Raw genomic sequence first — 21304 nt, forward strand, 5'->3', positions numbered from 1 at the left:
CTGCGAAGCAGTCGTGAAATCCGACGATAGGGTGTTTCAGGCAGACCGCGTGCTCAGGTTTGACGACTGCTTTGCAGCCGAACGCAGGCTTCGCCAGCTGCTACAAAGTATGCGGCGCAGCGTAGATTTATGACTGACTGTAGGACCCGGTGCGACGTGAGTCGCACCGGGTGTATTGCCAGACGGCGAACGGATATTCGTGGGTCCCCGCGCCGTCTGTTGAACGCTTTACGCCCGTTCGATCGCCAGTGCCACGCCCTGACCACCACCGATGCACAGGGTGGCGAGGCCTTTCTTGGCGTCACGCTTGATCATTTCATGCAGCAGAGTCACCAGCACCCGGCAACCCGACGCACCGATCGGGTGGCCCAGGGCGATAGCGCCGCCGTTGACGTTGACTTTGTTCAGGTCCCATTCCAGGTCCTTGGCCACCGCCAGAGATTGCGCAGCGAAGGCTTCGTTGGCTTCGATCAGGTCCAGTTGGTCGATGGACCAGCCGGCCTTGTCCAGGCAACGACGAGTCGCGCTGACCGGGCCGATGCCCATGATCGCCGGGTCAACGCCCGCATTGGCGTAAGCCGCGATTTTCGCCAGCACGGGCAGGCCGAGGGCCTTGGCCTTTTCCGCGCTCATCAGGATTACGGCGGCGGCACCGTCGTTCAGGGACGAGGCGTTACCGGCGGTCACCGAACCGTCCTTTTTGAAGGCCGGTTTCAGTTTGCCCAGGGAGTCGGCGGTGGTGCCGGCCCGTGGCTGTTCGTCAACCTGGAAGGCGACCGGATCGCCCTTGCGCTGAGGAATCAGGATCGGCGTGATCTCGTCGGCAAAACGCCCGGCTTCGATGGCGGCCGTGGCTTTCTGCTGGGAGGCCGCGGCGAAGGCGTCTTGTTGCTCGCGAGTCAGGCTGTACTTCTCGGCCAGGTTCTCGGCAGTGATGCCCATGTGGTAATCGTTGAACGCATCCCACAGGCCGTCACTGATCATGGTGTCGACGATTTGCGCGTGACCCATGCGCAGACCGGTGCGAGCGCCCGGCATGACGTAATTGGACAGGCTCATGTTTTCCTGGCCGCCGGCAATGATCACGTCGGCATCGCCGCAGCGAATCGCCTGAGTGGCCAGGTGCAGCGCTTTGAGGCCCGAACCGCAGACCTTGTTCAGGGTCATCGCAGGCACGGTGAAGGGCAGACCGGCCTTGATCGCGGACTGGCGCGCAGGGTTTTGCCCGGCGCCGGCGGTCAACACCTGGCCCATGATCACTTCATCGACTTCAGCAACGTCCAGACCGGTTTGCGCCAGCAGCTGACGGATCACCGCAGCACCGAGGTCAACGGCGGACACGTTGGCCAAGGCACCCTGGAAACTGCCGATGGCGGTACGGGTGGCGGCGACAATGACGACTTCTTGCATGGAATGATTCCTCACTGGGCAGCGAACTGCATTTCCGGAACGTGATCCGGCACGATCAGTTTACCGGCGGTCTTGGCGACAATCTCCTCGACGCTGACGCCCGGTGCGCGTTCCTTGAGAATGAACGCGCCGTTTTCGATTTCCAGGTAGGCCAGGTCGGTCAGCACACGCTTGATGCACCCGGCACCGGTCAGCGGCAGGCTACATTTGGACAGGAGCTTGGACTCACCGTCCTTGGACGCGTGGGTCATGATGACGATGATGTTGTCTGCGCCGGCCACCAGGTCCATGGCGCCGCCCATGCCCTTGACCAGTTTGCCGGGGATCATCCAGGAGGCGATGTTGCCTTGCACGTCCACTTCAAACGCACCGAGTACGGTCAGGTCGACATGACCACCGCGGATCATCGCGAAGGACTCGGCCGAGGAAAAGATCGACGCGCCGATACGCGCGGTCACGGTTTGTTTGCCGGCGTTGATCATGTCGGCATCGATGGTTTCTTCAGTAGGAAAGGGGCCCATGCCCAGCAGGCCGTTTTCCGACTGCAGCATGACTTCCATGCCTTCAGGGATGTAGTTGGCGACCAGGGTCGGAATGCCGATGCCCAGGTTCACGTAGAAGCCGTCCTGCATTTCGCGGGCGACGCGTTGAGCCATTTGTTCGCGGGAAAGTGCCATTGTTGTTATTCCTTCATTCGGTCCGGGGGCAGGGGATCACTTACGCACGGTGCGCTGTTCGATGCGCTTCTCGAACGTGCCGCAAATGACCCGGTCGACGTAGATGCCAGGGGTGTGGATCTGCGCCGGGTCCAGCTCGCCGGGTTCGACGATTTCTTCGACTTCGACCACGGTAATCTTGCCGGCAGTGGCGGCCAGCGGATTGAAGTTCTGGGCGGTGTGGCGGTAGATGACGTTGCCGAAATGGTCGGCTTTCCAGCCTTTGACGATGGCGAAGTCACCGGTGATGGATTCTTCCATCAGGTACTGGCGGCCATGGAATTCGCGGACTTCCTTGCCGTCGGCTACCGGAGTGCCGACGCCGGTGGCGGTGAAGAAAGCGGGGATGCCGGCGCCGCCAGCGCGCATTTTTTCGGCGAGGGTGCCTTGAGGGGTCAGGACCACTTCGATTTCGCCTTTCAGCAGTTGGTCTTCGAACAGTTTGTTCTCACCAACGTAGGACGCCACCACTTTGCTGATCTGCCGGTCTTCCAGCAGCACGCCGAGGCCGAAACCGTCGACGCCGCAGTTGTTGGAAACCACGGTGAGGTCGCGTGTGCCTTTGCGCTTGATCTCGGCGATGAGGTTTTCCGGGATCCCGCACAGGCCAAAGCCGCCGGCGATCACGGTCATGCCGTCTTCAAGACCTGCAAGGGCTTCCTCGTAGGAACTCACGCGCTTGTCGAAACCTGCCATATGCACCTCTTTTATTCTTTGTGGGCGGCTGGCTAGCCGTATGGGGATGGAGTGTCTCGCCGCAGTATTCATTTGTTAAGTTGATTTTTAAGGTTGATTGATAGATAAAACTCACCAATCAATCATCTGTACTACGTTGGAGCCAGTGGTCATGACAGTCAAGCAGATCCGCGCATTCCTGGCCGTGGCCCAGAGTTTGAGTTTTGCCGTGGCCTGCGAGCGGTTGCACCTGTCGCAATCGGCGCTGAGCCTGACCATCAAGGCGCTGGAGGAGGGGCTGGGCGGGCGTCTGTTCACCCGCAACACGCGCAATGTTGCGCTGACCGCGGAGGGCGAATCGCTGGTGCCACTGGCGCGTCGTCTGATTGCCGACTGGGACAACGCCGAGGATGAGCTGCGCCAACGCTTTACCCTCCAGCGCGGTCGCGTGACCTTGGCGGCGATGCCCTCATTTGCCGGCAACCTGCTGCCGCCGATCCTGAAAACCTTCCGCGCGCGCTATCCCAAGGTCAACGTCACGGTGAATGACGTGATCAACGAGCAGGTGCTGGAGATGGTGCGTGACCGGCAGGTTGAGCTGGGGGTGGCATTTGAACCGAGTCAGAGTTCGTCACTGGCATTCACGCCGTTGTACATGGATCGTTTCGTTGCGGTGGTGCCGAAAGATTCTCCTTTTGCCGAACGGGAAGACATCGATTGGCAGACCTTGCTCAAGGAACCGTTCATTACCTTGCAGCGTCCGTCGACGGTTCGAGTGATGCTCGAAGAGCACTTGCAGGCGCGTGGGATGAAATTGCCGGTGGAGTTTGAAAGCCATCAGTTGGCGACAGTGGGCAGGATGGTTGCCAGTGGATTGGGGGTGAGCGCGGTGCCGGCGTTGTGTGTCGGGCAGATGCTGGAACTGGGGGCGCGGTGCATTACCTTGCGCGATCCGGTGGTGGAGCGGGCGATTGGGGTGTTGACGAAGCCGGGGGTTGAACTGTCGGCAGCGGCGCAGGCGCTGTTCGATATTCTGAAAGCCGAAAACCTCGGCCAGCGCTTATCTGCGCAATGAAACACAGATCCAATGTGGGAGCGAGCTTGCTCGCGATAGCGTCGGCACATTCAACATCTTCATTGCCTGACCCACCATCGCGAGCAAGCTCGCTCCCACAGGGGTTGTGGTTTCGTCAGTTTCTACGGTGCTGGGCCAGTAAGGGCAAAAGCTGCTCGCATGAAGCCTCAATCTTCAAATCAAGGAAGTCATCCGCCCGAGTCTTCCCCAAATTAATCGCAATCAACGGCTTCCCCTGATCCGCCACCGCCCGGCACAACCGAAACGCCGAATACGCCATCAACGAAGACCCTACGACCAACAACCCCGCAGCCTTTTCGACCGCTTTCATTGCTTTGGCCGCCGTCGCCTGCGCCACATTTTCGCCAAAAAACACTACGTCCGGCTTCATCCGTTCACCCGCGCAGTGCGGGCAATGCGGCACCTGAAACCGCGCCTCAAACGCCGCATCCAGCAGCGTGTCGCCATCCGGGGCTTGCACCGCATCCACGCCGGCCAGATACGGGTTCTGCGCCTCCATCAGTTGTTGGATCGAATCCCGTTCGCTGCGCTTGCCGCAGTCCAGGCACAACACCCGGTGCAGGCTGCCGTGAAGTTCGATGACGTCATGGCTGCCGGCCTGGTCGTGCAGGGTGTCGACGTTTTGAGTGATCAGCCCGCTGATCTGCTGCGAACTTTGCAAACTGGCCAAGGCCTCGTGGGCCACGTTCGGCTGGGCCTGGCGCACCCGCGGCCAACCGAGCATCGCCCGCGCCCAATAGCGACGCCGGGATTCGGGGGCGGAGAGGAATTCCTGATACATCATCGGTTGCCGGCCACGCCGCACGCCCTGGTTGTCGCGGTAGTCCGGAATGCCCGACGGGGTGCTGATGCCGGCGCCGGTCAGGACCACAAACGGCTGGTCCGTCATTAGCTGCTGAAGGCGGTCGAGTTGTTCGCGGATGAGGCTGTCGAGCATGTTCAACACTCCGGTGGACCATGAGTGTTTGCAGGGTAGCATTTGTCGGTCACCCGGACAGGTTGCCCGTCCGGGTGATGATCCGACGTTTATTTACGCGCCTCCAGAATCAGGTTGAACGGTGTTTCCGTGGCCCGCCGGAACGTCTTGAACCCCGCCTCGGTGAAGACCTTGCGCAGCCGGGCCTCGCCAGCCTGGGCGCCGAGCCCGAGGCCGACTTCCTGGGACAGCGAGTTCGGGGTGCAGATGAAGGTCGAGGCGGCGTAGAACAAGCGGCCAACCGGGTTGACGTTGTCGTCGAGCGAGTCATTGGCGAACGGTTCTACCAGCAGCACCGTGCCGTCCGGTTTTAGTGCGTCATAAGCGTGCCGCGCCGCGCCCACCGGGTCGCCCATGTCGTGCAGGCAGTCGAAGTAGCAGACCAGATCATAGTCATCGCCGGGGAAGCTTTTTGCCGTGCCCTGGAAGAACCGCGCACGCCCGGCCACGCCACCTTCTTCGGCGCGCTGGGTGGCGACGGTGACGGAGGGCGCGTGGTAGTCGAAACCGACGAACCGCGAATCGGGGAACGACTGGGCCATGATCACGGTGGATGCGCCGTGGCCGCAGCCGATATCCGCCACCTTGGCGCCAGCCTCCAGTTTGGCGACCACACCTTCGAGCGCCGGTAGCCATTCGGCGACCAGATGCGCTTTGTAACCTGGCCGGAAGAACCGCTCCGTGCCACTGAACATGCACGGATGGTGATCGCCCCAGGCGAGGGCTCCGTCGCCGCGCATGGCGTTGACCAGTTTGTCCTTGTCATGGAAAAACGATGCGACCACCCCGATGCCACCCGCGATATAGACCGGTGAGTCTTCGATCGCCAATGCCATGGCCTGCTCTTCGGGCAGCCGGAACTGGCCGTCGCGGTGTTCCATGTAACCGGAAGCGGCGTGGGCGCTGAGCCATTCGCGTATCAGGCGGGGGTTGCAGCCGGTTTTTTCAGCGAGGGTTTCAGGGGTGACTGGCTGACTGTCGGCCATGGCCCGGTACAGTCCGAGCTCTTCGCCGAGGATGACGTTGGCGAGCATCGCCGCGCCGCCCATGTCGCTCACCAGTTTGCCCATGAAATCATTGAGTCTGGCCTCGTCCATCACGTGTGCTCCTTCAGCAGGATCACAGTCCGGAGGCCTTGTTTTTCGAGGCGTTCACCTCTGGACGGTGGTCGTGGGAATGAACAGGACGATAAGCACGCCCTGCGTGCACTAAGTTTAGTCCGGGGGGCGTGCACCGCTGCCTTGAGCGACGAAAGTTACATTTCCCTGACTCACATCGAACTCCTGTTAGACACCAACCCCTGTGGGAGCGAGCCTGCTCGCGATGGCGGTGGGCCAGGCAACATCCTTGTCGACTGAAAATCCGCTATCGCGAGCAGGCTCGCTCCCACAAGGGATTTGTGTATCCCACTGTATCTAACCGGTCTCCCGATACAGAGCCCGCTAACTCAGGGCTACTGCCGAACACAGGCGAGATACAAACCTGCGATGAACTGCGTAGGCCATTTGGCACCCTATACACCGTGAAGGGGACAACAATGACCACGCTCCTGCCTGAAACCGACTTGAAACCCACACCCGTCAATCGCCTGCGCGTCGACCAATACACCAGCGGCATCATCGGCCCAAGCCAGCCGATGCTCGGGCCACTGGCCGACGGCGGCACCCTGATCACCGGCACACCGCCGGGCTGCTGGGGGCCGATGATCACGCCGGCCTTCGAGGGTGGCCACGAAGTGACGCAACCGGTGGCCATTGCCGGTGCGGAAATCGGCGACGCGGTGGCGATCAAGATCAAAAGCATGCGCGTCACCTCACTTGCCACCTCGTCCGGGGTGATGAAATTCGTTGAAGGTCGCTACAACGGCGATCCGTTCGTTTCCAAATTCTGCGCCAAGTGCGGTACCGAACACCCGGCCAGCCATGTCGAAGGCATCGGCGAAGACGCGATTCGCTGTAACACCTGTGGCGCCGAGGTCAGCGCGTTTCGCTTCAGCCACGGCTACGTGATCGTGTTCGATGCGCAGAATCAGGTCAGCCTGACCGTCAATCAGGACGTCGCCAATCAACTGGCCGGTAACGCAGCCGAGATGTCGGCGCTGCCGGAATTCGCCGCGCAACATTCGATCCTGTCCCTGGCGCGCGCCGACATCCCCGGTGTGGCGGCGCACATGCGGCCGTTCCTCGGCAACATCGGCACCACGCCGTCCCGTGATTTGCCCGACTCCCACAACTGCGCCGATTTCGGCCAGTACCTGATCGGCGCGCCGCACCGTTTCGGCATGACCCGCGAAGAACTGCACGCGGCCAAGACTGACGGCCACATGGACACCAACTCGATCCGCGAGGGCTGCGTGTTGATCTGCCCGGTCAAGGTGCCAGGCGCCGGCGTGTACATGGGCGACATGCACGCCCAGCAGGGCAACGGCGAGATCGCCGGGCATGCCACCGACTGCTCCGGGGAAACCGAAGTGGTGGTGGAAGTGGTGAAGCACCTGACGCTGGAAGGGCCGATCCTGCTGCAAAACCTCGACGACTTGCCGCCCATGGCCAGGCCGATGAATGCCCAGCAGCGGCAGAAAGTCCGTGAGCTGGGCGAGCGCTGGGGCCAGCACGACATTGAGCAGAGCGGGCCGATCACCTTTATCGGCAGCGGCGAGAACCTAAACGTCGCGGTAGAGAACGGCTTGAAACGCGCCGCCTTGGTCACCGGTCTGCCGTACGACGAAGTGCTCAACCGCGCGACCATCACCGGCTCGATCGACATCAGCCGCTTGCCGGGCACCGTCCGCGTGACGTTCCTGTGCCCGATGAGCGTGCTGGATCGCATCGGCATTAGCCATCTGGTACGCGAGAAGTACGACCTGGCTTAACGCGCAACGGCGGGTCTGTACCACAGTGTGTACAGACCCCTGTGATTCCGTTCTGACAATCATTGAGATCGACATCATGCAGACCCCCATCACATCAGCGAAGGCGACCGTCGGGCTCGGTTTGCGTCGCGGTTTAATGAAAGACCTCCAAGCCGCCCGCGTGGGCGATTTCGACTTTCTGGAAGTCGCGCCGGAGAACTGGATCGGCATCGGCGGCGCTCATGGCCATGCGTTGCGTGCCCTGGCCGAGCGTTATCCGTTGTCCTGTCATGGCTTGTCCCTGTCTTTGGGCGGCCCGGCCCCGCTGAATGTCGGGTTTCTGCAGGAAGTCCGGGTTTTCCTCGATCACTACAACGTGCCGCTGTACAGCGAACACTTGAGCTACTGCAGCGATGACGGTCACCTTTACGACCTGCTGCCGTTGCCCTTTACCGAAGAAGCGGTGCATCACGTCGCCGCGCGAATTCGCCAGGCCCAGGACATTCTTGGTCGGCGTCTGGCGGTGGAAAACGTCTCCTACTATGCCGCGCCACAGCAAGACATGGACGAGGTGACCTTCACCAACGCGGTGCTGCGCGAAGCCGATTGCGACCTGCTGCTGGACGTCAACAACGTCTACGTCAACTCGATCAATCACGGTTTCGATCCGCAGACCTTTCTGGCCGGCATCGATTCGGGCCGGGTGGTGGCCATGCACGTGGCCGGGCATTTCGATGAGTCCGATACCTTGAAAATCGACACCCACGGCGCTTCGGTCAAACCGGTGGTCTGGTCGTTGCTGGCTGAGGCTTACGCTCGATTCGGCGCGCAACCGACGCTGCTGGAACGGGATTTCAATTTCCCGGCATTTTCCGAACTGCTGGCCGAGTTGCAGACCATTCGCCGCCTGCAAACCGAGGGGGTGAGCCGTGGATAAGCCGAGTCTGTTTCAGCAGCAAAACACCCTGGGCCTTTACCTGCGCGATCCCGATCATTGCGCGCCACCGGCCGGGATGGACGTGAGTCGGGCGCAGGTTTACCGAGACCTGATTTTCGCGAACCTGTCGTCGTTGCTCAGCGGGACTTTTCCGGTGCTGATCAAGATTCTCGGTGATCAACACTGGCGTTCACTGGTACGGATTTTCCTGCGCGACTACCGCGCGCACACGCCAAAATTCGGCGAGATCGCCAAGGAGTTTGTCGAGTTCCTGGCCTCGGAACCGCAAGCGTTGGCCGAAGGGCGGTGGCCGCCGTTCATGGTGGAACTGGCGCATTACGAGTGGATCGAGATGGCGTTGCAGCAGTCCGAGGCCGAACCGTTGCCGCTGAGCGATGCCGGGTTGTTGCTGGACCGACCGTTGCAGGTTTCGCCACTGGCCTGGCCGCTGGCGTATGCCTGGCCGGTGCAGTTGGTGGGGCCGGATTATCAACCGGAGGCAGCGCCGGCTCAGCCGACATTGTTGCTGGTGCGTCGGGCTGAAGACTGGAGTGTGAAGTTTTCTGCCCTGAGCCCGCTGGCGTGGCGGTTGTTGCAGCGGATTGAGGAATTTCCTCAACTGGACGGGCGTAAGCAGCTGGAGGGATTGGCGGTGGAGGCGGGGATGGCTGGGTCGCCGGAGTTTATGGAAAGTGGCTTGGCATTACTGCAGCAGATGCATGAAGAAGGGGTGGTGGGCTACTGAAACCACCACCAATCCCCTGTGGGAGCGAGCTTGCTCGCGATAGTGGTCTATCAGGCGAAAATGATGTCTCCTGACACATCGCCATCGCGAGCAAGCTCGCTCCCACAAGGATCTACTTTGTTCTTGAGTTAGTGTCAGGTCTGGGGAATCAAGCTTTGTTGGCAATCCAGCACCAACCGCGCCCCTCCAAGTTCACTGGTGCCCACTTCAAGCGCAAACCCATGCAAGCTGACAATCGCCGCAACGATCGACAGCCCCAACCCGAACCCGCTTTTCTGGTTGCCGCCGTCAGCACGATAGAAACGCTGGAACACCGCCTCTCGTTCGGCCATCGGAATGCCAGGACCCGAATCGAGCACTTCGATCCGCGTACGTCCACCCTCATTGCCCCCCCGCAAAATCACCTCGCCACCCGGCGGCGTGAACTTGATCGAGTTGCTCAGCAGGTTCGCCACCGCTTCGAACAGCAACGCGCGGTCGCCATTCAGTGGCGGCAAGACGTCAGGCAGTTGCAGCTTGAAAACCAGTTCGCCTTCTTCCGCCAGCGGCAGATAAAAGTCGTGCAGCTCTTGCAACAACGGCACCGGATCCAGCTGCACAAAACCCGAACGCCGCTGACGATCTTCCAGCTCGGAAATCCGCAGCAACCCTCGAAAGCGCGCCATCAGGGTGTCCGCTTCACCGAGCACTGAGTCCAGTTGCACCGCCAGCGTCGAACCTTCATCAGCCTGTTGCTGAATCCGGTACAGCTGCGCCCGCAGGCGCGTCAGCGGCGTGCGCAGGTCGTGGGCGATGTTGTCGCAGACGCCCTTGACCTCGTTCATCAAGCGTTCAATACGTTCGAGCATGGCGTTGACGATGGCGGCGAGCATGTCCAGCTCATCGCGGCGATTGGACAATGGCAGGCGGCGGGTCAGGTCACCGGCGACGATGGCCTCGGCGCTGGCCTGAATCCCGCGAATACGCCGTAAGGGGCGGCGGCGCAACAAGTGCCAGCCGGCGATGCCCGGCAGGATCGTCAGGGTCACGCCCCAGAACAACGCGTGGAGGATGATCCGGGTCACGGCGAATAACGAACCGTTGTCGCGCACCAGCACCAGCCAGCGTCCATCCCGGGTCTGGGTCGCCACGGCGTCGCAGCTGTCAGCGGGCAGGGTCGGGTCGTCGGAGTCGGCGCAGTCGCTGAGCATGTGAATCTTGCCGTCCAGCGGCAGGCCTTCGGGAATGTGCTGCAGGGCGCCATTGAGGTAGCGATGCTGACCATCGAACAGGCCATAGGCGTCGATGCCGCGAATGTCGAAGGTCATGCTGACGGCGAGGGCGTCCATCAGTTGTTCGCCTTGAAAGCGCGAAAACAAATGCTGGCGCTGCATCAGCGAGTGTTTGGCCAGGTTGTCCAGGTAATCGGACACCTCGTAGTACATGACCCCCATGAGAATGGCGCTCCAGAGCACGAACAGCGAACTGTAGAGCGCCAGCAGTCGGCTGCTGGAGGAACGCCAGCCTTTAGACGGGTTCGGCAATGACATAACCCGAGCCTCGCACGGTCCGGATCAATGGGAGATTGCCGGGTGGGTCGATCTTCTTGCGCAGCCGGCCGATGTGCACGTCGATCAGGTTGGTGCCGGGGTCGAAGTGGTAGCCCCAGACCTCTTCGAAAATCATCATTCGCGACAGAATCTGCCCGGTGTTGCGCATCAGGAATTCCAGCAACTTGTACTCGGTGGGCAACAGCGTCAGCAACTGACCGTCGCGGCTGGCTTCATGGCTGATCAGGTTCAGCTCCAGATCCGACACCCGCAACGTGGTGGCCTGGGCGGTCACGGTGTTCTGCCGGCGCAGCAGGACTTCGACCCGGGCGGCCATTTCATCGGTGGCGAACGGTTTGGTCAGGTAATCGTCACCGCCCGCGCGCAAGCCGCGCACACGCTCATCGACGTCGGAGAGGGCGCTGATCATCAGAATCGGCGTGGCCACGCCCATGGTCCGCAACGTGGTGACAATTGCCAGACCATCGAGCTCGGGCAGCATGCGGTCGAGGGTGATCAAGTCGTAGTTGCCGCTGACCGCGCGCGCCAGACCTTCGCGGCCGTTGTCGACCCAATCCACGTCGAGGCCGTGGCTGCTCAGTTCGGCGACGATTTCCCGGGCAGTCACGGCGTCGTCTTCGATGGTCAAGATGCGGGTCATAGGGCGGGCCTGATTAAGAGTACTCAATGTTGAGCGGCATTTTGCCAAGAAATGATGGCAGGCTTTCTAAATAAAACTTCATGCGATCTTTTGATTTTTCCATCGAAAACACCGATCCCGGTCAATGCATAAAACCCGCCGCTACAGACAGTTCCTTGCAAATTGCATGGCCATTGGAAGTTCAAACTTTCTAAATCACTGAAATCCCGAGATTTATTTAAAGTTGGTGACTGGCACGGTGACTGCACTTCCTCCGTTGAAGAGTTGTAACACCATCTTTCCTGCCAGGAGCGATATAACAATGAATAGATCCTCTGATGGTTTCTATCCTGCCTTCGAAGAAACGAGCACGCTCTCTGGCGTGTCCTGGGGCGCGATCTTCGCGGGGGCTGCTGCGGCGGCAGCGTTGTCGCTGATCCTCGTGTTGCTCGGCTTTGGCCTGGGTTTTTCGGCGGTGTCGCCGTGGGCCAATGAAGGCGTGAGCGCCAAGGGCCTGGGCATTTCAACGATTGTCTGGCTGGCCGCTACGCAAATCGTGGCGTCCGGGCTTGGCGGTTACATCGCCGGTCGTCTGCGGGTGAAGTGGGCGTACATGCACGGTGATGAAGTTTATTTCCGTGACACCGCCCATGGCTTTCTGGCCTGGTGCGTGGCGACGCTGGTGACGGCGACGCTGGTGGTCGGCTCGGTCAGCAGCATCGTCAGCGGTGGCGTGCAGGCCGGGGCGAGCGTGGTTGGCGGCGCCGCGAGTGCCGCGACTCAAGCAGCCGGCACGGCTGTCGGCAACACTGACAGTGACCCGTACGGTTACTTCGTCGACAGCCTGTTCCGCGATGATCGCCCGGCGGCGGTCAGTGATGATGCCGTTCGTGGCACCGTGACGCGCATCTTCGTGCGTAGCCTGAGCAACGACGGGCAACTGGCTGCCGAAGACCGCACCTACCTGGCGCAACTGGTCGCCCAACGGACCAACCTCACTCAAGCGGACGCGGAACGTCGCGTTGATGAAGTGTATGCCCGCACGCAAAAAGCCGTGGCCGACGCCAAACTCGCCGCCCAACAAGCCGCCGACACCGCCGCCAAAGTCGCTGCCTGGACTTCGCTGTGGATGTTCATTGCGCTGCTGATCGGTGCGTTTTTCGCCAGCCTCGCGGCAACCTTTGGCGGCCGTCGTCGGGATGCCGTGGTGTATCTGGAATCCGACGCTTACGTGACCACCACTTCACTGCCTGTCCGCTAACCCAGGAGAACTACCATGCGCTCATTACTGCTGTTCTTTCTCGGCGTACCGATCCCGATCATCATCCTGATCGCCCTGTTCATGCACTGACTTACGCTGGGGCACAGGCCGCTGCCGCTTCTGCCTTTGGTGGAAGCGGCGTTTTGGTGTGATCGGGACTGACATTTACTTTGATGTTGACTGTCACTCCGTCATCGCGAGCAAGCTCGCTCCCACAGTTGACCGAGTTGCCCAGACAAGCGCGATCTAATGTGGGAGCGAGCTTGCTCGCGATGGGGCCCGATCAGGCACAGCAAATCCATCTATTCGATCGGTGTACTGACAAACACCTCAAGCCCCTCGGCGTATTCGGTAAACGCACTGATCTGTGGAAACCGATTCACATCCACCTGATCCGGCACCACCAGATTTGTGAAACTCCACGCCACCGCCAACGTAATCCCGTCTTGAGCAATCGTCCCGTCAGTCTTCAGCGGCTGCATTTCCAGCTCGCGCTCCAGCGCCGAATAGGCGGCCGCCAGTTGCCCTTCGACCCGCTCCACCCACGGTTCAAATTGAATATTCGCCGGCCGCAGGTTGCGTTCGTAGTAAAGCTGCACGGACTTTTCGCACGCCGCCAACGCCAGGCCGATCAGGCGCAACGAGCGCAGGCGTTGCGCGAGATCATCGGGCATCAGGCTCTTGCCAGGACCAGCCAAGGCTTCGAGGTAGTCAATGATCAACGTCGAGTCGATCAACACCTCGCCGTCGTCGAGCACCAGGGTGGGCGCCTTGACCACCGGGTTGATCTGCTGGAATTGCTCGAAATGCCGAAACACCGAAACCGACTGATGTTCCAGTGGGATGCCAAGGTGTTTGGCAGAGATGGCGACGCGCCGCACGTACGGCGAATCCAGCATGCCGATCAGCTTCATTGAACCGCTCCTTCAGATGTCCATTTCGGGATGGACAACCTTAGTTTAGCTTCAGCGAGCTGCAAACGGCGTGGCGCTAATCTTCGAAGCCGACCTGCTCGTGAATCTCATCGACCTTCAATTCCAGCCGATAGGCCACGGCGATAAACAGCGCCTGGCACAGGCACAGCGTCGCACTCAATGAGCGGAAGGCAAACGAACTGCCTTCGTTGACCAGCAGCACAGTGTTGGCGCGCTTTGCCAGAGGCGAGAGGTTGCTGTCGGTGATGATCAGGGTTTTTGCCTGATGGTGCTGGGCAATGCGCAGGCAGTGCTGGGTTTCCTTGCCATAGGGCGTGAAGCTGATGGCGATCACCAGGTCATTGGCGCGCACGCTGCGCATCTGCTCGCGGTAGCTGCCGCCGAGCCCCGAGACCAAATGAATGCGCTTGTTGGTGTGTTGCAGGTTGTAGACCAGGTAGTCGGCCACCGCGAATGAGCGACGCACGCCGACCACGTAGATATTGTCGGCATTCACCACCAGATCCACGGCCTTGTCGAAGGCTTGATCATCGAGTTCCAGTCCCAGCCGTTCGATGCCCGACAGGGTCGCATCGATGCACTCGCGCGCCAGATCGCCGCCGCTGGCCTTCTGCGACTTGTTGGCGATCATGCTGCGAATGCGCTGCTGGTAGTTCTGAACCGGCGTGGTCTTGTGGGTATAGGCCTCGCGGAACAGCGCCTGCATTTCGCTGAAGCCGCTGAAGCCGAAACGCTGGGAAAACCGCACGATCGCCGACGGGTGCACTTCGCACTCGCGGGCGATGTCGCTGATGCGGTCGACCATGATCCGGTCGCTCTGCTGGCTCATGTAACTGGCGATGCGTTTGAGCTGGCGCGGCAGGCTTTCGTATTCGTTGGTGATCAGCTGCAGCAGACGCTCGGCGTTGATCGGGGGGCTGGCGAGATCGCTGTCGGGCGTGCTCTCGGTCGTCGCCGGCTGATCGGTGCGGGTCATAAGGAATCCTTCTGGCTTGTTCTTATAGGGAGGACGGATGGCGTCATCCCCTGACAATAGGTTGGCTGTGCGCAGTCTACAGGGTAGGCCTGAATAAAATCTTGAGCTTGCGGTCAGTACGAGGTGTGCTGAAACGATGCACTGCCTCTGGAACGCCTGTACCAAAGTTTATTGGAAAAAATATTCCACGTAAAAAATATTTAGAATAATTATTGATTGTTCGGTCCCGGACGTTTTAGTCTGCATCCACCAAGAGTGTTCGGTGCGGTCATCGCCCCGAACGCAGGCTGATAAAAATAACAGGAGCCAGCATGGGCCAGACTCGTTTTGCCAGTGGGCGTCAATTGGATCTGATTTGCCTGGGGCGCCTAGGCGTCGACCTCTATGCGCAGCAAGTCGGGGCGCGGTTGGAAGATGTTTCTAGCTTCGCCAAATACCTCGGTGGATCGTCCGCCAACATCGCCTTCGGCACGGCTCGGCTGGGTCTGAAATCGGCGATGCTGAGCCGGGTAGGGGACGACCACATGGGCCGCTTCCTGGTGGAATCCCTGACCCGCGAAGGTTGCGATGTCAGCGGCATCAAGGTCGATCCGGAGCGCCTGACCGCCATGGTCCTGCTGGGCCTCAAGGATCGCGAAACCTTTCCTTTAGTCTTCTACCGCGAAAACTGCGCCGACATGGCGCTGCGGGCCGAAGACATCAGTGAAGCCTTCATCGCTTCCAGCAAAGCCTTGCTGATCACCGGCACTCATTTCTCCACCGACGGCGTCTACAAGGCGAGCATCCAGGCGCTGGATTACGCCGAGAAGCACAACGTCAAACGGGTACTGGACATCGACTATCGCCCGGTACTCTGGGGGCTGGCCGGCAAGGCCGACGGCGAAACCCGCTTCGTCGCCGACCAGAACGTCAGCCAGCATGTGCAGAAAATCCTCCCGCGTTTCGACCTGATCGTCGGTACGGAAGAAGAATTCCTGATTGCCGGCGGTTCCGAGGATTTGCTCACCGCGCTGCGCAATGTGCGGCGCCTGAGCGCGGCGACCCTGGTGGTCAAGCTCGGCCCGCAAGGCTGCACGGTGATTCACGGAGTGATTCCGGCACGTCTCGAAGACGGCGCCATTTACCCCGGCGTTCGGGTGGAAGTGTTGAATGTGCTGGGCGCCGGCGATGCCTTCATGTCCGGTTTCCTCGCCGGTTGGCTGGAGGATGCGAGTGACGAGCGCTGCTGCCAGTTGGCCAATGCCTGCGGCGGTCTGGTGGTGTCGCGCCATGCCTGCGCCCCGGCCATGCCGACCCGCGCCGAACTCGATTATCTGTTTAACAGCCCGGTGCCGATTACCCGGCCGGATCAGGACGCGGTGTTGCAGCGTCTGCATCAGGTCAGCGTGCCGCGCAAACAGTGGAAGCAACTGTTCATCTTTGCTTTCGACCATCGCGGGCAACTGGTGGAACTGGCGCACAAGGGCGGTCGCGACCTGAACGCCATCGGCGAACTCAAGCAACTGTTTATCAAGGCTGTGGAACGGGTCGAAGCCGATTTGCGCAAGCAAGGCATCGAGGCTGATGTCGGGCTGCTGGCCGATCAACGTTTTGGCCAGGACTCGCTGAACGCCGCCACCGGCCGCGGCTGGTGGGTGGCGCGTCCGGTGGAAGTGCAAGGCTCGCGGCCATTGGCCTTCGAACATGGGCGCTCCATCGGCAGCAACCTGATCGCCTGGCCGCAGGAACAAATCATCAAGTGCCTGGTGCAATTCCACCCCGACGACGAGCCGCTTCTGCGTCTGGAACAGGAAGCGCAAATCAAGGGTTTGTATCAGGCATCCCAAGTCAGCGGTCATGAGCTGCTGCTGGAAATCATCCCGCCCAAGGATCATCCGTCGCCCCATCCGGACGTGCTGTATCGCGCCCTCAAACGCCTCTACAACCTGGGCATTTACCCTGCGTGGTGGAAGATCGAAGCGCAGAGTGCCGAAGAGTGGAAGCAACTCGACGAGCTGATTCAGGAGCGTGATCCGTACTGCCGAGGCGTGGTGTTGCTGGGGCTGAATGCACCGGCAGCGGCGCTGGCCGAAGGGTTTCAGCAGGCCAGTCAGAGCCAGACTTGCCGTGGGTTTGCAGTCGGCCGGACGATTTTCCAGGAGCCGAGCCGCGCGTGGATGGCCGGTGAAATCGACGATGAGGCGCTGATCCGTCAGGTGCAAGGCACGTTCGTCGAACTGATCGATGCCTGGCGTACGGCCCGAAGCTGAACATTTTCAATGTGTGAACACTGAACCTGTGGGAGCGAGCTTGCTCGCGATAGCTGACTGACAGTCAACATTGTTGGCGCCTGACACACCGCCATCGCGAGCAGGCTCGCTCCCACAGGGTTTTGTGTCGCTCTTACTGGTTATGTAAAAACAATAAAAGGTGCAGCCATGCCCGCTATTCGAATTGGCATCAACCCGATCTCCTGGAGCAACGACGACCTGCCGTCCCTCGGTGGCGAGACGCCGCTGAGCACCGCCCTGAGCGAAGGCAAGGAAATCGGCTACGAAGGTTTCGAACTCAACGGCAAATTCCCCAAAGACGCCAAGGGTGTCGGCGATGTACTGCGCCCTTACGACCTGGCGCTGGTGTCCGGCTGGTATTCCAGTCGTCTGGCCCGTCGCTCGGTGGCCGAAGAAATCGACGCCATCGGCAGCCATGTCGAGCTGTTGGCGAAGAACGGCGCCAAGGTGCTGGTGTACGGTGAAGTCGCTGACTCCATTCAAGGCCAGCGCATTCCGCTGGTCGAGCGCCCACGTTTCCACACCGAACAGGCCTGGCAGGAATACGCCGACAAGCTCACCGAACTGGCACGCTTCACCTTGTCCCAAGGCGTGCGCCTGGCGTATCACCACCACATGGGCGCCTACGTCGAATCCCCGGCGGATATCGACAAGTTGATGGCGTTGACCGGCAGTGAAGTCGGCCTGCTGTTCGATTCGGGCCATTGCTACATGGGCGGCGGCGAACCGTTGCAGGTGCTGCGCAAACACATCGAACGCATCTGCCACGTGCATTTCAAGGACGTGCGCAAACCGGTGGTGCAACTGGCCCGCAACAACCTGTGGAGCTTCCCGGACTGCATCATCAACGGCACGTTCACCGTGCCCGGCGATGGCGACATCGATTTCGGAGCCTTGCTCGACGTGCTGCTGGCGGCCGATTACCACGGCTGGCTGGTGGTCGAAGCCGAGCAGGACCCAGCGGTGGCACCGAGTTATGTCTACGCCAAAAAAGGCTACGACACCTTGCGTGCGCTGCTCGACGAGAGGACTGCATTATGAGCCTGCTGATCAAAAGCAATGCCCGTGGCCGGACCATGGTCGAGCTGGGTAAAGGTGAGCTGGAATACGTCGGCTTCGCCGCTTACCGCTTGAGCCTGGGCGAAACCCTGCCGGTGTCGGCCGGTGATAAAGAACTGTGCCTGGTGCTGCTCAGCGGTCGGGTCAGCATCAAGGGTGAAGCGCCGGGGCAGGGTGCGTTCGACTGGGACAACATCGGCGATCGTCAGTCGGTGTTCGAAGACAAATCCCCCTTCGCCGCGTACTTGCCACCCGGCAGTCAGGCGCAAGTGGTCGCGCTCAGCGATGTGCAAATCGCCGTGTGCGCCGCACCCGGCTCAACGAGCAACGGCCTCGGCCCACGGCTGATCAAACCCGACACCATGAAGCGCAGCGTGCGCGGCAAAGGCGCCAACACCCGTTACGTCTGCGACATTCTGCCGGACACCGAGCCGGCCCATTCGCTGCTGGTGGTGGAAGTGCGTACACCGTCGGGTCACTCGTCGAGCTATCCGCCGCACAAACACGACACCGACGACCTGCCGCACCAGAGTTTTCTCGAAGAAACCTATTACCACCAGATCAACCCGCCCCAGGGCTTCGTGTTCCAGCGGGTCTACACCGACGATCGCAGCATCGATCAGGCCATGGCCGTGGAAAACAGCGACCTCGTGGTCGTGCCCAAGGGTTACCACCCGGTCAGCGTGCCGTACGGCTACGAGTCGTATTACCTGAACGTGATGGCCGGCCCGAAACGTGTCTGGCAGTTCCATAACGATCCGCAGCACAGCTGGCTGCTTGATCTCTGAACTAAAAAGCCTGAATTCCAACCTCTGCACGGAGAACACGATCAATGAGCAACGCCCCGATCATCGGCCATTACATCCACGGTCAAGTGCAAGACAGCAGCAGCGAACGGTTCAGCAACGTCTTCAACCCGGCCACCGGCAGCGTTCAGGCGCGCGTCGGGCTGGCCAGCCAGAAGACCGTCGACGAAGCCGTCGCCTCGGCCCTGAAAGCGTTTCCGGCCTGGTCCGAACAATCGTCCCTGCGCCGTTCGCGGGTGATGTTCAAGTTCAAGGAATTGCTCGACCAACATCACGATGAGCTGGCAGAAATCATCAGTCGCGAACACGGCAAGGTGTTTTCGGACGCCAAGGGCGAAGTCACCCGGGGCATCGAAATCGTCGAGTACGCCTGCGGGGCGCCGAACCTGCTGAAAACCGAGTTCAGCGACAACATCGGCGGCGGCATCGACAACTGGAACCTGCGTCAGCCGCTGGGCGTGTGTGCCGGCGTGACGCCGTTCAACTTCCCGGTGATGGTGCCGCTGTGGATGATCCCGCTGGCGCTGATCACCGGTAACTGCTTCATCCTCAAGCCGTCCGAGCGCGACCCGTCCGCCAGTGTGCTGATGGCCCGACTGTTGAGCGAAGCCGGTTTGCCGGACGGCGTGTTCAACGTGGTTCAGGGCGACAAGACCGCGGTCGACGCGTTGCTGCAACACCCGGACATCGAGGCGATTTCCTTTGTCGGCTCGACGCCGATTGCCGAGTACATCCACCAGCAAGCCACCTCCCGCGGCAAGCGCGTGCAGGCGCTGGGTGGGGCGAAAAATCACATGATCGTCATGCCCGACGCGGATCTGGATCAAGCGGCGGATGCCTTGATCGGTGCCGCTTACGGCTCGGCCGGCGAGCGCTGCATGGCAATTTCGATTGCCGTGGCGGTGGGCGATGTCGGCGACCAACTGATTGCCAAACTGCTGCCGCGTATCGATCAACTGAAAGTCGGCAACGGCCTGAAGGGCGACAGCGACATGGGGCCGCTGGTGACCGCCGAGCACAAGGCCAAGGTCGAAGGTTTCATCGACGAAGGCGTGGCCCAGGGCGCGCAGCTGATTGTCGATGGTCGCCACTTCAAGGTGCCGGGCGCCGAGAACGGCTTCTTCGTCGGTGCGACCCTGTTCGATAACGTCACGACCGAGATGAGCATCTACCAGCAGGAAATTTTCGGCCCGGTGCTGGGCATCGTGCGGGTGCCGGACTTCGCGAGCGCCGTCGCGTTGATCAACGCCCACGAGTTCGGCAACGGCGTGTCCTGTTTCACCCGCGACGGCGGCATCGCCCGAGCGTTCGCTCGCACGATCAAGGTCGGCATGGTCGGCATCAACGTGCCAATTCCGGTGCCGATGGCCTGGCACTCTTTCGGCGGCTGGAAACGCTCGCTGTTCGGCGATCACCACGCTTACGGCGAAGAAGGCATCCGCTTCTACAGTCGCTACAAAAGCGTGATGCAGCGCTGGCCTGACAGCATTGCCAAGGGCCCTGAATTCAGCATGCCAACGGCCAACTAATTCACCTGTGCGGAGAACAACAATAATGAGCAAACCCCTGCGTTTCGCCCTGAACCGTATGGTCGCCCCACGTTTGTCCCTGCCGGCGTTCATCGAGCTGGCGGTGACCCTAAAGGCTGACGCCATCGAAATTCGCAACGACCTTAAAGGTATCGAGATCGAAGACGGCACCGCGCCCGAGCGCGTCCGTGAGCTGTGTGCCGCCAAAGGCATTACGGTGCTGTCGATCAACGCGCTTTATCCGTTTGATGTGTGGAATGACGAGCGTCGTGCACAGGCCTTGAAGCTGGCCGCTTACGCCCGCGATTGCGGCGCTCAAGGGTTGGTCATGTGTCCGCTCAATGACCGTGCCGACCCGCGTAATGAGGCCGCACGTGCTTCAGGTTTGCGCACGGCGTTGACTGAACTGGCGCCGATCCTGCGCGAACACGGCATTCTCGGTTTCATCGAACCGCTGGGTTTCGAAGAGTGCTCACTGCGCCGCAAGCGCACGGCGGTGGACGCGATCAAGGCCATCGGCGGGCTGGATGTGTTCCGTCTGGTTCACGACACCTTTCACCATCACCTGGCCAGCGAGCATGAGTTCTTCCCCGAGCTGACCGGGCTGGTGCACATCTCCGGTGTCGAGGATGCCGAAGCCCCGTTGGCGAGCATTCGCGATGGCCACCGGGTGCTGGTGGGCGAGGGCGACATCCTCGGCAACGCGGCGCAAATCGACACCTTGCTCAGCAGCGGTTACAGCGGCTACCTGTCGTTCGAACCGTTTGCCGACAGCGTCCATGGCCTGGCGGATATCCAGCAGGCGATCGGCGCGAGCATGGATCACCTACAGAAATCCCTGGCCTGACAACACTTATGAACTGATGGAGATCAACTGTGGGAGCGAGCCTGCT

Annotated in this window: 19 protein-coding genes; 10 read left to right on the forward strand and 9 right to left on the reverse strand. The window is 60.9% G+C overall.

The window, feature by feature from the left end; translation table 11 throughout:
* Positions 1 to 228: 228 nt before the first annotated feature.
* From AC3IUE_RS12945 to AC3IUE_RS12955, 3 genes are read right to left on the reverse strand one after another with little or no spacing between them, the layout of a single operon-like run.
* Entirely contained in the window at positions 229 to 1410 is a 1182-nt protein-coding gene (locus AC3IUE_RS12945; protein WP_046049589.1) for an acetyl-CoA C-acetyltransferase, read from the reverse strand.
* 11 nt (positions 1411 to 1421) lie between these two features.
* Positions 1422 to 2087, reverse strand: a complete 666-nt coding sequence (locus AC3IUE_RS12950; RefSeq protein ID WP_010455523.1) for a CoA transferase subunit B — start codon at positions 2085 to 2087, stop codon at positions 1422 to 1424.
* Between the two features lie 36 nt (positions 2088 to 2123).
* Positions 2124 to 2822 carry a CoA transferase subunit A gene (locus tag AC3IUE_RS12955; RefSeq protein ID WP_045060543.1) on the reverse strand — a complete coding sequence of 233 codons (699 nt, stop codon included), beginning with the start codon at positions 2820 to 2822 and terminating at the stop codon, positions 2124 to 2126.
* A 151-nt stretch (positions 2823 to 2973) separates the two neighbouring features.
* Between AC3IUE_RS12955 and AC3IUE_RS12960 the strand changes: the two genes are divergently transcribed.
* Positions 2974 to 3876 (forward strand): LysR family transcriptional regulator, encoded by a 903-nt coding sequence (locus AC3IUE_RS12960; RefSeq protein WP_489267872.1) that lies wholly within the window; start codon positions 2974 to 2976, stop codon positions 3874 to 3876.
* Between the two features lie 115 nt (positions 3877 to 3991).
* Here the strand turns inward: AC3IUE_RS12960 and AC3IUE_RS12965 are convergent, their stop codons facing one another.
* Together AC3IUE_RS12965 and AC3IUE_RS12970 are read right to left on the reverse strand one after the other, a co-directional pair.
* Positions 3992 to 4834: an NAD-dependent protein deacetylase gene (locus AC3IUE_RS12965; protein ID WP_489267874.1), complete on the reverse strand. Its 843-nt coding sequence runs from the start codon at positions 4832 to 4834 to the stop codon at positions 3992 to 3994.
* Between the two features lie 89 nt (positions 4835 to 4923).
* Entirely contained in the window at positions 4924 to 5970 is a 1047-nt protein-coding gene (locus AC3IUE_RS12970) for a class I SAM-dependent methyltransferase (protein ID WP_489267875.1), read from the reverse strand.
* A 440-nt stretch (positions 5971 to 6410) separates the two neighbouring features.
* On the opposite strand from AC3IUE_RS12970, the gene AC3IUE_RS12975 reads away from it, so the two are divergent.
* The 3 genes from AC3IUE_RS12975 to AC3IUE_RS12985 all read left to right on the forward strand — a co-directional run bounded on the left by AC3IUE_RS12975 (position 6411) and on the right by AC3IUE_RS12985 (position 9406).
* The gene (locus AC3IUE_RS12975; RefSeq protein WP_489267877.1) at positions 6411 to 7745 is read left to right on the forward strand and encodes an acetamidase/formamidase family protein; all 1335 of its coding nucleotides are present in this window, start codon (positions 6411 to 6413) and stop codon (positions 7743 to 7745) included.
* Positions 7746 to 7821: 76 nt separating this feature from the next.
* A complete protein-coding gene (locus AC3IUE_RS12980; RefSeq protein ID WP_489267879.1) occupies positions 7822 to 8661 on the forward strand; it encodes an HvfB family MNIO-type RiPP peptide maturase in 840 nt (279 codons plus the stop codon).
* Positions 8654 to 9406: an HvfC family RiPP maturation protein gene (locus tag AC3IUE_RS12985; protein WP_489267881.1), complete on the forward strand. Its 753-nt coding sequence runs from the start codon at positions 8654 to 8656 to the stop codon at positions 9404 to 9406. Before AC3IUE_RS12980 ends, AC3IUE_RS12985 begins: the two co-directional genes overlap by 8 nt.
* Before the next feature lie 134 nt (positions 9407 to 9540).
* On the opposite strand, the gene AC3IUE_RS12990 is transcribed toward AC3IUE_RS12985, so the two are convergent.
* Both AC3IUE_RS12990 and AC3IUE_RS12995 read right to left on the reverse strand, forming a co-directional pair.
* Positions 9541 to 10935 (reverse strand): sensor histidine kinase, encoded by a 1395-nt coding sequence (locus AC3IUE_RS12990; RefSeq protein ID WP_489267883.1) that lies wholly within the window; start codon positions 10933 to 10935, stop codon positions 9541 to 9543.
* The gene (locus AC3IUE_RS12995) at positions 10913 to 11596 is read right to left on the reverse strand and encodes a response regulator transcription factor (RefSeq protein ID WP_489267885.1); all 684 of its coding nucleotides are present in this window, start codon (positions 11594 to 11596) and stop codon (positions 10913 to 10915) included. Before AC3IUE_RS12995 ends, AC3IUE_RS12990 begins: the two co-directional genes overlap by 23 nt.
* 301 nt (positions 11597 to 11897) lie before the next feature.
* Here AC3IUE_RS12995 and AC3IUE_RS13000 point away from each other — a divergent pair, with 301 nt between their 5' ends.
* On the forward strand, positions 11898 to 12836 hold the full coding sequence (locus AC3IUE_RS13000) for a hypothetical protein (RefSeq protein ID WP_489267887.1): 939 nt from the start codon (positions 11898 to 11900) through the stop codon (positions 12834 to 12836).
* A gap of 302 nt (positions 12837 to 13138) precedes the next feature.
* On the opposite strand, the gene AC3IUE_RS13005 is transcribed toward AC3IUE_RS13000, so the two are convergent.
* Together AC3IUE_RS13005 and AC3IUE_RS13010 are read right to left on the reverse strand one after the other, a co-directional pair.
* The gene (locus AC3IUE_RS13005) at positions 13139 to 13750 is read right to left on the reverse strand and encodes a glutathione S-transferase (protein WP_489267889.1); all 612 of its coding nucleotides are present in this window, start codon (positions 13748 to 13750) and stop codon (positions 13139 to 13141) included.
* A 76-nt stretch (positions 13751 to 13826) separates the two neighbouring features.
* A complete protein-coding gene (locus AC3IUE_RS13010; RefSeq protein WP_046049576.1) occupies positions 13827 to 14747 on the reverse strand; it encodes a MurR/RpiR family transcriptional regulator in 921 nt (306 codons plus the stop codon).
* A 311-nt stretch (positions 14748 to 15058) separates the two neighbouring features.
* Here AC3IUE_RS13010 and AC3IUE_RS13015 point away from each other — a divergent pair, with 311 nt between their 5' ends.
* From AC3IUE_RS13015 to AC3IUE_RS13035, 5 genes are all read left to right on the forward strand, one after another.
* Positions 15059 to 16996 carry a bifunctional 5-dehydro-2-deoxygluconokinase/5-dehydro-2-deoxyphosphogluconate aldolase gene (locus AC3IUE_RS13015; RefSeq protein ID WP_489267891.1) on the forward strand — a complete coding sequence of 646 codons (1938 nt, stop codon included), beginning with the start codon at positions 15059 to 15061 and terminating at the stop codon, positions 16994 to 16996.
* A gap of 168 nt (positions 16997 to 17164) precedes the next feature.
* Positions 17165 to 18058, forward strand: a complete 894-nt coding sequence (iolE, locus tag AC3IUE_RS13020) for a myo-inosose-2 dehydratase (RefSeq protein WP_489267893.1) — start codon at positions 17165 to 17167, stop codon at positions 18056 to 18058.
* Positions 18055 to 18864: a 5-deoxy-glucuronate isomerase gene (gene iolB, locus AC3IUE_RS13025; protein ID WP_489267895.1), complete on the forward strand. Its 810-nt coding sequence runs from the start codon at positions 18055 to 18057 to the stop codon at positions 18862 to 18864. Before iolE ends, iolB begins: the two co-directional genes overlap by 4 nt.
* Before the next feature lie 44 nt (positions 18865 to 18908).
* Entirely contained in the window at positions 18909 to 20411 is a 1503-nt protein-coding gene (locus AC3IUE_RS13030; RefSeq protein ID WP_046049572.1) for a CoA-acylating methylmalonate-semialdehyde dehydrogenase, read from the forward strand.
* A gap of 25 nt (positions 20412 to 20436) precedes the next feature.
* Positions 20437 to 21258 carry a TIM barrel protein gene (locus AC3IUE_RS13035; RefSeq protein ID WP_489267897.1) on the forward strand — a complete coding sequence of 274 codons (822 nt, stop codon included), beginning with the start codon at positions 20437 to 20439 and terminating at the stop codon, positions 21256 to 21258.
* Positions 21259 to 21304 lie beyond the last annotated feature (46 nt).

The organism is Pseudomonas sp. GL_093 (genome assembly GCF_057837605.1).

Bases quoted from the DNA above. Each gene is read 5' to 3' on its own strand.
- AC3IUE_RS13000 (WP_489267887.1), top strand. From the start codon at position 11,898: ATGAATAGATCCTCTGATGGTTTCTATCCTGCCTTCGAAGAAACGAGC.
- AC3IUE_RS12980 (WP_489267879.1), top strand. From the start codon at position 7,822: ATGCAGACCCCCATCACATCAGCGAAGGCGACCGTCGGGCTCGGTTTG.
- AC3IUE_RS12975 (WP_489267877.1), top strand. From the start codon at position 6,411: ATGACCACGCTCCTGCCTGAAACCGACTTGAAACCCACACCCGTCAAT.
- AC3IUE_RS12990 (WP_489267883.1), bottom strand. From the start codon at position 10,935: ATGTCATTGCCGAACCCGTCTAAAGGCTGGCGTTCCTCCAGCAGCCGA.
- AC3IUE_RS12950 (WP_010455523.1), bottom strand. From the start codon at position 2,087: ATGGCACTTTCCCGCGAACAAATGGCTCAACGCGTCGCCCGCGAAATG.
- AC3IUE_RS12955 (WP_045060543.1), bottom strand. From the start codon at position 2,822: ATGGCAGGTTTCGACAAGCGCGTGAGTTCCTACGAGGAAGCCCTTGCA.
- AC3IUE_RS12945 (WP_046049589.1), bottom strand. From the start codon at position 1,410: ATGCAAGAAGTCGTCATTGTCGCCGCCACCCGTACCGCCATCGGCAGT.
- AC3IUE_RS13010 (WP_046049576.1), bottom strand. From the start codon at position 14,747: ATGACCCGCACCGATCAGCCGGCGACGACCGAGAGCACGCCCGACAGC.
- AC3IUE_RS13005 (WP_489267889.1), bottom strand. From the start codon at position 13,750: ATGAAGCTGATCGGCATGCTGGATTCGCCGTACGTGCGGCGCGTCGCC.
- iolE (WP_489267893.1), top strand. From the start codon at position 17,165: ATGCCCGCTATTCGAATTGGCATCAACCCGATCTCCTGGAGCAACGAC.
- AC3IUE_RS12965 (WP_489267874.1), bottom strand. From the start codon at position 4,834: ATGCTCGACAGCCTCATCCGCGAACAACTCGACCGCCTTCAGCAGCTA.
- AC3IUE_RS12970 (WP_489267875.1), bottom strand. From the start codon at position 5,970: ATGGACGAGGCCAGACTCAATGATTTCATGGGCAAACTGGTGAGCGAC.
- AC3IUE_RS13030 (WP_046049572.1), top strand. From the start codon at position 18,909: ATGAGCAACGCCCCGATCATCGGCCATTACATCCACGGTCAAGTGCAA.
- iolB (WP_489267895.1), top strand. From the start codon at position 18,055: ATGAGCCTGCTGATCAAAAGCAATGCCCGTGGCCGGACCATGGTCGAG.
- AC3IUE_RS12960 (WP_489267872.1), top strand. From the start codon at position 2,974: ATGACAGTCAAGCAGATCCGCGCATTCCTGGCCGTGGCCCAGAGTTTG.
- AC3IUE_RS13015 (WP_489267891.1), top strand. From the start codon at position 15,059: ATGGGCCAGACTCGTTTTGCCAGTGGGCGTCAATTGGATCTGATTTGC.
- AC3IUE_RS13035 (WP_489267897.1), top strand. From the start codon at position 20,437: ATGAGCAAACCCCTGCGTTTCGCCCTGAACCGTATGGTCGCCCCACGT.
- AC3IUE_RS12995 (WP_489267885.1), bottom strand. From the start codon at position 11,596: ATGACCCGCATCTTGACCATCGAAGACGACGCCGTGACTGCCCGGGAA.